Here is a 12,230-nt window from a genome sequence, read left to right on the forward strand (position 1 = left end):
AGTTGCTGATACCTAAATATTCCCAGTGCCGCCACCTATTCCTGGACGGTTGATTTCATTCACGACGGAGACCGTTACCGTTTTTTCAACTCTTGGATCTTCTGTTACACCAAAAGTCACAGCGAAATTGCCGGTTTTGTTTGCTTCAATCGTGGAACGTTTCACGTAGACGTTCGCTTTTTGACCAAGGATAGTTGTCGCAGTTGCGCCAGTTGCTTGGATCAACGATGAGTCATCCGTTTCACCCAACTGAACAGTAGCATCGAATGCTTGTAGGAAAAACATGGAAGGAACATAATTGTCAGAAGTGACTGTAATATTAACAGTTTTAGTAACGAATGTTGAGTCACCTTTTAGACCGAAAGTAACCGTATAATTTCCTGGTTCAAATTTGATCGTGGAATATTTGATTTCTACAGGCAAGGGATTCCCTAAAATATCAGTTGCCTTGGCGTTTGTCATGCTGATCAGGGATTGTTGGTCTAGTTGGTCGATCGAGACAGTAGCGTCAGAGGCGTAAACAAAGTAAAGATCTTCCTCCTCCTCCTCGCCTTTATTGTCTGTCACGGTGACTTGGATCGTTTTACGGATTTTTGGTTCTTCTTTGATTCCTAAAACGATTTGATACGTACCGGGGGTATTGCTCACTACATTTGATTTCTTGATAACAACGTCTACTGGATATCCGGAAGATGTCGTTGCTTGAGCTTTTGCTGCTTGAAGAATCGACGCTTCGTCTGTGTTCTCGACAGGAACAGTTGCGTCTTCAGCAGTTAATTGATAAATACCGTAACTCGGGCAATCTTCAAGAGTGTCGCCTACTGTGACAGTGATTACTTTTTCTACTGAAGAGATGTTCGTCGTGCCGATCGTCACTCGGTAGATACCAGGACGATCTTGTACATTACTTGTTTTGATGATTGGCGTGATCTCTACGCCAATCGAATTGGTGATCCGTGCATGAGAGGCGATTAAAATCTGTTCATTAGATGTTTCGCCTACTGCTAATTCAACATTAGATGCACTGATCGCATAAGCTCCGATAAAATCTGTGTCGCTAACTGTTGGCTGCATTTGTACAGCACCGACAGGTTGAGAGACACCCAAGCAAGAGATTGCACACAAAAAAATACCAGCGGATAATGCGGTTTTCAAAACAATGGATTTCATTTTTTTACCTTCTTTCTAAAAAATAATTGTATAACAAGTACAATATAACAGCTGTTCGAGTTATCGACGAAACGATAATTATAGAATTAAAGAAAAAGTGGCACCCACAGAAAAATCGCTGCTTAGCAATGCAGACAGAAATAATGGATCATTCATCCCTGATGCGAGGATCAAGGTTTTTATCCATTCAACAAGTATGCCCGTGTCTCATTTTTTTTAGTTTGAAAAATCAAAAAATTTTTTGGTTGACAAAAAAAACAGTGCGTTCTAAGATAATAGATAGATGAATAAAGAATTAGACGATGAATAAAACGAAGTAGTGATTAAAGCCAATGTTTCAGAAAACTAGTGGTTGCTGCGAACTAGTACATGCTTTAACGCGAATTACATTTTAGGAGTCTATGGCTTGATGCCACGCGACAGCGTTAAATGTTTGAGAGATATGTTTTGGAAGCAAACATATAATTTGGGTGGTACCGCGAATTTTCGTCCCTTGACTGATTAGTCAAGGGACTTTTTTTATTCAATCAAACAACGAGCAGATCTTCTGCTTTGATAAAAAATTATGGAGGGTGATTCGATGAATATTATTGATGAATTAACGTGGCGTGATGCCATTAACCAACAAACGAACGAAGAAAGACTTCGTGAACTTGTTGAAGAAAAGAGTATTTCCCTTTATTGCGGGGTTGATCCAACAGGCGATTCGATGCATATTGGTCATTTGATCCCATTTATGATGATGAAAAGATTCCAATTAGCAGGACATCATCCATATATCTTGATCGGTGGGGGAACTGGAACCATCGGTGACCCAAGTGGCCGTACGAGCGAACGTGTGTTACAAACGATGGAACAAGTACAGCACAATGTAGATGCTTTATCGAACCAAATGCGTAAATTGTTTGGGAAAGATGCAAATATCACATTCGTGAATAACTATGACTGGTTATCAAATATCTCTTTACTGGAATTTTTAAGAGACTACGGAAAAAACTTCAACATCAATACGATGTTAGCAAAAGATATCGTAGCAAGTCGTTTGGAAGTCGGTATTTCATTCACAGAATTCACTTACCAAATCTTGCAATCGATCGATTTCTTACACTTGCACAGAACGTACGACGTGCAGTTACAGATCGGTGGAGCTGACCAATGGGGGAACATCACTGCTGGTTTAGATTTGATCCGTAAATTGGAAGGACCAGAAGCAGAAGCCTTTGGATTGACGATCCCATTGATGCTAAAAGCGGATGGCACGAAGTTTGGGAAAACTGCCGGCGGTGCGATCTGGCTAGATCCTGAAAAAACATCACCTTACGAATTCTACCAATTCTGGTTGAACCAAGATGATCGTGATGTTGTAAAATACTTGAAATTCTTCACTTTCTTATCACAAGAAGAAATCAATGAATTAGCGAAAAAAGTGGAGACAGAACCTGAGAAACGTGAGGCACAACGCCGTTTAGCCGAAGAAGTGACACGTTTTGTCCACAGCGAAGAAGATTTGCAAGAAGCGCAAAAAATCACAGCTGCATTATTCTCTGGAAATATCAAAGAACTAAACGCTTCAGAAATCGAACAAGGCTTTGGAAATATGCCGAATGTCGAGATTTCAAGTACCCCTGAAAATATCGTGGAATTGCTTGTTTCCACAAAAATCGAGCCATCAAAACGTCAAGCACGTGAAGATGTATCGAACGGAGCTATAAGTATTAACGGTGATCGCGTAACCGATTTAAATTTTGTCATTGATCCAGCTACAGAATTTGATGGTAAATTCGTAGTGATCAGAAAAGGGAAAAAACGCTACTTTTTGGCCAAAGTAGTTGATTAGAATTTAGTAATTTTTTGCCTTGTAAAAGGTCTATTCCATTACAAAATTCCAATTTTTGAAACTTATCCTAATAGTTACGCCGATTGTCGTTAATACAATCAAAAGGAGAGAATTTACATTTGTAAATTCCCTCCTTTTTTTAATTTTTATCAATTGTACCAACAATTCAAACAATTAAAAACATTAAAATGAAATGAGGAAAATAGAAAAAATGATATTTACAGAAATAAAAAACAGGTGTAACCTAAGCCTCGACAAAATTTAAATAATTATTTTTAGGAGGGTTTCTTCATGGAATCAAATGTAAATGATTTAAATTTAAATGCACTATTCATTGGAGACAAAGCAGAGAATGGCCAAATCTATAAAGATTTGTTAAATGAATTAGTGGACGAACACTTAGGATGGCGTCAAAATTATATGCCACAAGATATGCCGATCATTACGCCGGAAGAAAAAAGCAGTGAAAGCTTCGCTCACACGATCAACAAAACAAAAGACGTGTTAGCAGAAATCTCTACGCGGATGCGTACGCACTCTGTCCCATGGCATAATGCAGGACGTTATTGGGGACATATGAACTCTGAAACATTGATGCCATCATTATTGGCTTATAATTTTGCGATGTTATGGAACGGAAATAATGTCGCTTATGAATCTTCTCCAGCAACGAGTCAAATGGAAGAAGAAGTAGGAATGGAATTTGCTACATTGATGGGGTACAAAAATGGCTGGGGACACATCGTCGCAGATGGTTCATTAGCTAACTTGGAAGGTCTATGGTATGCACGTAACATCAAATCATTGCCACTTGCGATGAAAGAAGTGACACCTGAATTGGTTTCCGGAAAAACAGACTGGGAATTGATGAATCTTTCAACGCGTGAAATCATCGATCTATTAGATCAAGTGCCAGAAAAAATCGATGAGATCAAAGCACATTCTGCACGCAGTGGGAAACATCTGCAACAATTAGGTAAATGGTTAGTACCACAAACAAAACACTACTCTTGGTTGAAAGCAGCAGACATCATTGGTGTCGGTCTAGATCAAGTGATCCCAGTGCCTGTCGATCACAACTACCGCATGGATATCAATGAACTTGAAGCGATCATTCGTGAATTGGCTGCTGAACAAACACCAGTTTTAGGTGTCGTTGGTGTCGTTGGTTCTACCGAAGAAGGTGCAATCGATGAAATCGACAAAATTGTTGAATTACGTCGCGCACTAGAAAAAGAAGGTATTTATTTCTACCTACACGTAGATGCAGCTTACGGTGGTTACGGACGTGCGATCTTCCTTGATGAAAACAATGAGTTCATTCCATTTGATCAATTAAAAGAAGTACACGCAAAACATCATGTCTTCACAGAAAACAAAAATTATCTATTAAAAGAAGTGCATCATGCCTATCAAGCAATTGAAGAAGCAGAATCAGTAACGATCGATCCACATAAAATGGGCTATGTTCCTTACTCTGCTGGCGGAATCGTAATCAAAGACATTCGTATGCGCGATGTGATCTCTTACTTTGCAACGTATGTATTTGAAAAAGGAGCAGATATCCCAGCGTTACTTGGTGCTTATATCTTAGAAGGATCAAAAGCGGGAGCAACTGCCGCAAGTGTTTGGGCAGCACATCATGTACTACCATTGAATGTGACTGGTTACGGTAAATTGATGGGGGCATCGATCGAAGGTGCACATCGTTTCTTCAATTTCTTGAATAATTTAACATTCAAAGTGGGCGATAAAGAAATCGAAGTTCATCCATTGACTTATCCAGATTTCAATATGGTCGATTATGTATTCAAAGAAAAAGGCAATGATGATCTGGTAGCAATGAATCAATTGAACCATGATGTATATGATTATTCTTCTTATGTCAAAGGAAGCATCTATGGCAATGAATTCTTGACCTCTCATACAGACTTTGCGATTCCAGATTATGGCAATAGCCCATTACAATTTGTAAAACAATTAGGATTTACAGAAGAAGAATGGGAACGCGCTGGAAAAGTCACAGTCTTACGTGCTAGTGTCATGACGCCATATATGAATAAAGCAGAACATTTTGAAGAATATGCAGAAAAAATCAAAGCAGCACTTCAAAGTAAACTAGAAAAAATCTATGCAGATCAGTTAGTGGCAAACGAAACAAAATAAACGTAAATCTTTGGATGAGTGAGGAGAAAGGGAGTCGAAATGAGCGCTCATCTCTCGTTCAAAAAGAACGAAGGATGAGCTTCCTCTCTCAACTCATTTATTTCATGTTGGAGTGCCTTTGAAGCTTGATGATCCAAGCAAAAATACTCAAAGCACAAGTTGTCCGTACGTTTGCTTTTATTTGCTATTAATGAAAAAGTTTCAAAGACACGCCTATTTAATCATTAATAAGGAGAGTGTCAAAATTGAGTAAAGCTCAAGTAAGTAAAATGGGGCTAGGAACATTTATTGGTTTGACTATGGCGCTATGTGCCACTGTTCGTAGTATCCCAACGTTGTCAGCTGTTGGTTGGACATTGATTTTTTACACTATTTTTGCCGTCTTGTTTTTTGCTGGACCTATTTCAATGATTTCTGGTGAATTATCAACGATGCTTCCACAAGAAGGAGGCCCACAACTTTGGGTAAAAACAGCACTAGGTAGTAAATGGGGATTTGTCGTTGCTTGGTTGCTATGGGTGCAAATGTTTCCGGGAATGGTAATGGTCGCTTCTACCTTAGGGCCATTATTAGGAAATACATTTGGAAATGCGTCTCTTGGAAACAATCACTACTTTGTTTTAGGCTGTATCTTGGTCATCTACTGGATCATCACCTTGCTCAACTTGAAGTTTGACATGGCGAAAGTCGGTGGGAACATTGGTGTTTGGCTAGGGGTATATATTCCTGTTGTGATCATGTTTGTTTTGGGGATCTTAGCGTTTTTCAAAGTGGGACTTGTTTCAAATGGCTATCTAGGAGATTTTTCATGGTCAAAAGCATTGCCTGATCTACAACACAGTGACTCGTTGAAATATTTGGCAGGGATCACATTTATCTTTGTAGGGATCGAAATGAGTTCAGTGTATATGCCTCGTTTGAAAGATGCAACGAAGAACTATACTAAAGGGGTCTTCATTGCATTGATCGGACTTGTCTTATTGAATGTCATCAACGCTTTGTTTGTCGCAAATGTCGTACCAGAAGGAACGATGGAATTGGCAAATATCACACAACCAGTATTGATCTATTGTGATATTTTAGGATTGCCAACGATCATTGGTAATATCTTCAGCTTTATGGTCTTTATTGGTGTTCTTTTACAATTATCTGCTTGGGTAACTGGACCTTCGAAAACGATTATCCAAGTGGCTCGTGAAGGGTTCTTACCACCAAAATTTGGTTTCCATAAAGAAAACGAATATGGTGTTTCGAGAAATGTTGTATTGACACAATCAGTAGTTATCTCACTCTTTGCATTGCTATATGGCATAATGGATGATGTAAGTGCGGTCTTTCTTACATTAACAAATGCAACAACCGTGATTTATTGCATTGTTTATTTCTTGATTGCCGTATCATTATTAAAAATGAGAACTAGCCATCCAGAATTGGCACGTCCTTATCGAATCGGTAAAAAAGGAAATGGCTTTGCTTGGCTTGTTAGCTGTATGTTGATGCTGGCAATCATCGCTGTTGTTGTTTCAACATTAGGAACTTCAACATTAGCCGATGCATTGCTTGTTGGGGCCATTGCGATCGTGATGTTCGTTATTCCGTTGATCATCAATCGCGTGAAGAAAGCAACCTGGTTGACTGAAGTTGAAACAGACTTAAAAGAATAACAGGAAAAACGATCTCTTAGAGAATATAAAACAACACCTATGAAGAACTGTTTTCTTCGTAGGTGTTGTTTTTCTTAAAAAATCAAGAGCAAAAAAATAGAGACGTCTCAACTTTTGGCTAAGTAGACGTGTTCTAATGCTTTATTTTTGTTTGATCTTCCTAGGAATGAATGACCTATTTTTCTTTCAATGGAACAACAGTTTCTCGTTTGATCAAACGATGGGGGATCACTAAGCGCACGCCATTGCTCACTTCTTCATGGATCAGTTCTTGTAATTTTTGCATTGCGACTCGCCCTAACTCAGAGATATCGATGTCGATACTCGTTAAATAAGGGTGCATCAAAGTAGAAAAAATCGAGTTATTGAAGCTGATCATCGAAAGGGTTTCCGGGATGACATAGCCATACATTTGAGCGAGTTGCATCGTGCGCAGCGCGAAAATATCATCGATGACAACTAATGCTGTCGCTTTCGTATTTTTCAAAATCGAATCAAACGCCAAGTAATCTTCGGCTTGTTCCAAAGTGACACTTGGCTGGGCATTCAACCCCGCTAACATCATGGCTTTTTGATACCCGAAATAGCGTTCAAAATATAAACTTTCGTGGGTGGTATTAGTCACGAAAAGAATGTTTTTATGACCATTATCAATCAAGAATTCAGTTGCTTGTTTCCCTAACAATTGATTGTCATTGTCAATGTAGATGATTTCGTTCTCATGGTGATACGGTTGTCCGATCAGCGTGAACGGAATCTGTTGTTCATAAAGATAATCGATGACTGGGTCTTCGCTATCCGAATAAACAAGGATAAAGCCATCGACTTGTTTTTGCAAATGCATTCGCTGAACGTTCTCTAACAAGAGGTCGAAACTTTTGGCTGTAGCGATAGCTGTTGTCACGCCGTGATGACGAGCTTCTTCGTTGATTGCTTCCATGATCTCAAGATAAAACGGGTTGCCAAGACGCTCTCTTGAATCGAGTGGTGGAAGAATGACACCTACAGCGCTTGATATACGTTTACCAAGATTTCTCGCCGTGATATTTGGCACATATCCTAGCTCATCCATGATTTTTCGTACTTTCTTTTTCGTTGTTTCAGAAATGCTTGGATGATCGTTGATCACGCGAGAAACAGTCGATGTCGCTACACCTGCTTTTTTTGCAACATCTTTCACTGTAATTGACATAAATTAAATCACCTTTCTTTTTTCATCGTTCATCGTCTTGGTTGGCTTCTTAAAATCAAATAAAGCAAAAATGGTCAAGTGAATGTACTGAATTCATAAGTTGTTTGGCTGATACGTTCTTGTCCAGGACGTAGTGTGATCGAGCCAAACGCCGGAAAGTGAACGATATCTGGTATTTCTTGTGGTTCGATGGCTAAACCAAAATTAGAGTGCATTTTTTTGCCATTGATTTGTAGCTCTTCATCGAATCCAGTTGTAGAAAATAATACCATACTTTTGTTCGTAGTTGCTATATTCATTTGGCGACCGGAAGTTTCTTCTGATAATGTTAAACTATTTTTTGTTAGTTTCGGTGAATTCAATAAAAAGACATCATCAAGCCCCATAGGATACTTAGACAAAATTTCCGTTAAGGGATTCGATTTATGGAAATCGATGGGTAAGTCCTCTTTAGCGATTGTTTCTCCTGTAGGTAAGTTATCATGATCAAGAAGTAACAGGCTATCTAATTGGATTTGAAGTTGATGCGTATCAATATCTCGCTTTCCATTACCTGATAGATTGAAATAGGCGTGATTTGTAGGATTACAAATCGTTTCAACGACGCTATTCGCCTTAGTGATCATCACTAATTTGTTGCCCTCTAACTGATAAGTGACAGTAGCGGTGATTGGTCCTGGATAACCTGAAGAAGTGTCTTTTAAATAAAAGACGACACCAACTGCTTGAGGTGATTTGAATACTTCTACCTCCCAAAATTGAAAGGACCAACCGTTTGTTCCGCCATGGATATGATGATGCCCATTATTTTTTTCGAGTTGATGCGTTTCCCATTCGCCATTTCTGATCCTACCTGCCACTGGACCAACAGTTGCACCAAAAAAACTTTGATCGGATAAAACATCTTGGAGATTGTCGTAAGAGAGTAAGACATTTTCCTTGAGACCATTCCTGTCGGGTGTGAACACTTGGTGTAAACGAGCACCATAATTGAGAAGAACGACTTCTAGCTCGTCGTTCTTCAATGTGATTTTTTTTAGGTTTGTTTGTTTGATGGGGAGAACAGAGATGCTTGGTTCAGACATCTTTACGCCAAACTTGTTGCAGATAGTCGAGTGTTAACGCAGACGTATCAGCGACGATCGGAATTTCCTCCCCAAGATCTTCCTTGCGCCCAACGCCTACAGGATAGGCACCGCTTGCGATGATTGCTTGGATGCCTGCTTTTGCATCTTCGATACCTACACACTCAGTAGCAGCTAAGCCGATTTCTTTTGCTGCTAATAAAAAGATATCAGGGGCGGGTTTGCCACTTGCTACTTTGCCAGGGGCGGCAATTGCATCAAAGTAGTCAGTCAACTGCATTTTATTCAGCAACAATGGGCCGTTTTTGCTTGCGGAAGCTAAGGCGATCTTGATGCCCGCTTCTTTTAATTCCGTTAATAAGGAAACGATACCCGGAAATACGTCTGATGGTGTGATTTCTTGGATCATTTCTAGATAGTACTCATTTTTGCGTTTAGCTAAATCAGCGAATTCTTCGTTTGAGAAATCATTTTCTTTCTTACCATAGGCAAGAAGTAACGTCAATGAATCTTCCCGGCTAACGCCTTTCAATTGTTCGTTGAAGTTGCGGTCGATTGAAACCCCGATTTCTTCACCAAGTTTTTTCCAAGCGCGATAATGGAACTCTGCTGTGTCGGTGATGACACCATCTAAATCGAATAGAACACCCTTAAACATGTGCATCTTCCTTTCTTAATGGGATCGTCAATTGATCAGTCAACGCTTGTTTTTGTCCGTAAACACTTAATTCTAGTGCTTCACCATTTAGTAATGTGAAGGTTACTTGTTCGTCAGAAACAGCAACAAAAATCAAACGACCACGATAGTTGATATGGAAAGAATAGGCGTTCCATGTGTTTGGTAAAAAAGGAGCAAAAGATAATTCGCCATGGGCAGTTTTCATTTGAGCAAAACCTTGGACGATTGCTAACCAGCTACCTGTCATCGAAGTGATGTGCAAGCCATCTTCCGTGTCGTTATTATAGTTATCCAAATCTAAACGAGCAGTACGTTGATACATTTCAACTGCTTTTTCTTCCAAACCAAGTTCAGCAGCTAAAATCGCATGGATACTTGGGGAAAGGGAAGACTCATGGACAGTCATTGGCTCATAGAAATCAAAGTTTCGTCGTTTTTCCTCTGTTGTAAATTCTTCATTGAAGAAGTAGATGCCTTGTAAAACATCCGCTTGTTTAATAAAGCAAGAACGCAAGATTTTATCCCAAGACCATTTTTGATTCAATGGCAATTCGCTGAGCGGTAAATCCGAAACCGGCATCAAATCTTTATCTAGGAATGTATCATGTTGAACAAAAATACCTTGCTCTTCGTCAACAGGGTAGTACATATTCTCAACGATATCTGCCCATTGATTTAATTCTTCTTCAGTGATCTCGATCGTTGCTTCTTCTTTATAAGCTAAATAGTTTTCTCGTGTATAACGGAGGACCCAAGCAGCAATCGTATTCGTATACCAGTTATTATTGATGTTGTTTTCGTATTCATTTGGACCAGTCACGCCGTGGATCATATATTTGTTTTGGCGTTTTGAGTAATGGACACGGTCTGCCCAGAAACGAGCGATTTCAGCCAATACTTCAAGCCCTTCTTTTTTCAGATAAGACGTGTCGCCAGTATAATTTGTATAGTTGTAAATCGCATAAGCAATTGCACCGTTCCGGTGGATTTCTTCAAAGGTGATTTCCCACTCATTGTGGCATTCGACACCAGTAAAGGTCACCATTGGATAAAGGGCACCTTTTAATCCTTGTTGTTGGGCATTATGAATAGCTTGTGGCAATTGATTATGACGGTATTTCAATAAATTTTTCGTCACTTCTGGGTCAGCTAATGCAAGATAAAGTGGCACGGCATAAGCTTCTGTATCCCAATAAGTGGCACCGCCGTATTTTTCACCAGTAAAGCCTTTTGGTCCAATATTCAAGCGCTCATCTTCACCATAATAAGTAGAGAATAATTGGAAAAGGTTGAAACGAATCCCTTGTTGCGCTTCGTCATCACCCTCTATGACTACATCCGCTAATTCCCAACGTTTTGCCCAAGCGGTAGTTTGTTCTTCTTTGGCTGCATCGTAATGGGTAGTCAACTGTTTGAATTCTTCTATAAGTGTTGAGGCTTGTTGTGCTTCAGGGATATCACGACTTGTCAAAATCACGACTTCTTTGTCCATGACGATCGGTTCATTTAGCGTTAGGTCAAATGAGAAGACGCCTTGTAACGCTAATGTCTTTTCTTCAAATACAGGTATCGTTTCTTCACCGTTGATCAAATGACGCATGCCAGCAGTGACAGTGAATTGTTCAATATCAAAAGCGTTAGGAATCGTTTTGGTTGTCAAATAACCGATTGAATCTTTTGTGCCGCGGTCGATTTGATTCCAAAAATGTTCATCGTAGTTGCTATCTTCATTTTGAACATTCCCATCAAGTTTGGAAACAAATTTTACATTGCCAGTGCCGGCAAGTAGTTCTACAGTTACACGGATATAAGCTGCTTCGTTTTTGACGATACTCAAGAAACGCTCAAATGAGAACCGAACTTTATTCGTTGCTGTGGTGATCGTAAAATGACGAGATAAGACCCCGTTTTTCATATCTAATTCCCAATGAAAATCCTCTGGATCAAGAGAAGCTAAATCAATCAGTTGGTCGTTGATGTAAATGTCCATCGCAATAAAGTTGACAGCGTTGATCACTTTTCCGAAGTATTCAGGATAGCCGTTTTTCCACCAACCAACACGAGTTTTGTCGGGATACCAGATGCCCGCTAAATAGGTACCTTGATGATGATCGCCAGAGTACGTTTCTTCAAAATTCCCACGCATCCCCATGTAGCCGTTTCCAATACTTGTCAAGGACTCTTGCAAACGTAAATTTTCTTTATCTAATGTTGTCGTACTGATTTTCCAAGGATCGATTTGGAATAAGCGTTTGATTTGTTTCATGATTCTCCTCCTAAATGTTTCATTTCTTAGGTTTATAATAAACGCAACCGGTTGCGTTAGTCAATAGCAAAGTGAGAAATCGAGAATCTTTTTGTTGAGAAATGACTAGCAAGAAAAAAATATCGTGAATATATTATTATTGATAAAGGGTATATACTATATTGTAGAGTT

The 12,230-nt window shown here is 39.4% G+C and carries 8 protein-coding genes and 1 other annotated feature; of the genes, 3 read left to right on the plus strand and 5 right to left on the minus strand.

Annotation, left to right across the window (positions count from 1 at the left end; genetic code table 11):
• Positions 1-12: 12 nt before the first annotated feature.
• The gene (locus tag DOK79_RS08115; protein WP_242543266.1) at positions 13-1,170 is read right to left on the minus strand and encodes a hypothetical protein; all 1,158 of its coding nucleotides are present in this window, start codon (positions 1,168-1,170) and stop codon (positions 13-15) included.
• Between the two features lie 293 nt (positions 1,171-1,463).
• Positions 1,464-1,667 (plus strand) — a binding site (T-box leader).
• 83 nt (positions 1,668-1,750) lie between these two features.
• Here DOK79_RS08115 and tyrS point away from each other — a divergent pair.
• The 3 genes from tyrS (at position 1,751) to tyrP (ending at position 6,837) form a co-directional block, all read left to right on the plus strand.
• The gene (gene tyrS, locus DOK79_RS08120; protein ID WP_010736393.1) at positions 1,751-3,007 is read left to right on the plus strand and encodes a tyrosine--tRNA ligase; all 1,257 of its coding nucleotides are present in this window, start codon (positions 1,751-1,753) and stop codon (positions 3,005-3,007) included.
• A gap of 291 nt (positions 3,008-3,298) precedes the next feature.
• Entirely contained in the window at positions 3,299-5,173 is a 1,875-nt protein-coding gene (tdc, locus tag DOK79_RS08125; protein WP_206855762.1) for a tyrosine decarboxylase, read from the plus strand.
• A gap of 245 nt (positions 5,174-5,418) precedes the next feature.
• Positions 5,419-6,837 (plus strand): tyrosine-tyramine antiporter, encoded by a 1,419-nt coding sequence (gene tyrP / locus DOK79_RS08130; RefSeq protein ID WP_206855765.1) that lies wholly within the window; start codon positions 5,419-5,421, stop codon positions 6,835-6,837.
• Between the two features lie 175 nt (positions 6,838-7,012).
• On the opposite strand, the gene DOK79_RS08135 is transcribed toward tyrP, so the two are convergent.
• The 4 genes from DOK79_RS08135 to DOK79_RS08150 all read right to left on the minus strand — a co-directional run bounded on the left by DOK79_RS08135 (position 7,013) and on the right by DOK79_RS08150 (position 12,059).
• On the minus strand, positions 7,013-8,029 hold the full coding sequence (locus tag DOK79_RS08135) for a LacI family DNA-binding transcriptional regulator (protein WP_206855768.1): 1,017 nt from the start codon (positions 8,027-8,029) through the stop codon (positions 7,013-7,015).
• Between the two features lie 74 nt (positions 8,030-8,103).
• Complete coding sequence (locus DOK79_RS08140) at positions 8,104-9,114, minus strand: aldose epimerase family protein (protein WP_206855771.1); 1,011 nt, start codon at positions 9,112-9,114, stop codon at positions 8,104-8,106.
• Positions 9,107-9,772 carry a beta-phosphoglucomutase gene (gene pgmB / locus DOK79_RS08145; RefSeq protein ID WP_206855774.1) on the minus strand — a complete coding sequence of 222 codons (666 nt, stop codon included), beginning with the start codon at positions 9,770-9,772 and terminating at the stop codon, positions 9,107-9,109. The genes DOK79_RS08140 and pgmB overlap by 8 nt, the downstream gene beginning before the upstream one ends.
• Positions 9,765-12,059 (minus strand): glycoside hydrolase family 65 protein, encoded by a 2,295-nt coding sequence (locus tag DOK79_RS08150; RefSeq protein ID WP_206855776.1) that lies wholly within the window; start codon positions 12,057-12,059, stop codon positions 9,765-9,767. Before DOK79_RS08150 ends, pgmB begins: the two co-directional genes overlap by 8 nt.
• Positions 12,060-12,230: the final 171 nt, after the last annotated feature.

This window comes from Enterococcus sp. DIV1094 (genome assembly GCF_017316305.2).
Lineage (GTDB): Bacteria > Bacillota > Bacilli > Lactobacillales > Enterococcaceae > Enterococcus_B > Enterococcus_B mangumiae.

Coding starts and splice junctions, on each gene's coding strand:
- tdc (WP_206855762.1), top strand. CDS start 3,299: ATGGAATCAAATGTAAATGATTTAAATTTAAATGCACTATTCATTGGA.
- DOK79_RS08115 (WP_242543266.1), bottom strand. CDS start 1,170: ATGAAATCCATTGTTTTGAAAACCGCATTATCCGCTGGTATTTTTTTG.
- DOK79_RS08140 (WP_206855771.1), bottom strand. CDS start 9,114: ATGTCTGAACCAAGCATCTCTGTTCTCCCCATCAAACAAACAAACCTA.
- DOK79_RS08150 (WP_206855776.1), bottom strand. CDS start 12,059: ATGAAACAAATCAAACGCTTATTCCAAATCGATCCTTGGAAAATCAGT.
- tyrS (WP_010736393.1), top strand. CDS start 1,751: ATGAATATTATTGATGAATTAACGTGGCGTGATGCCATTAACCAACAA.
- DOK79_RS08135 (WP_206855768.1), bottom strand. CDS start 8,029: ATGTCAATTACAGTGAAAGATGTTGCAAAAAAAGCAGGTGTAGCGACA.
- pgmB (WP_206855774.1), bottom strand. CDS start 9,772: ATGTTTAAGGGTGTTCTATTCGATTTAGATGGTGTCATCACCGACACA.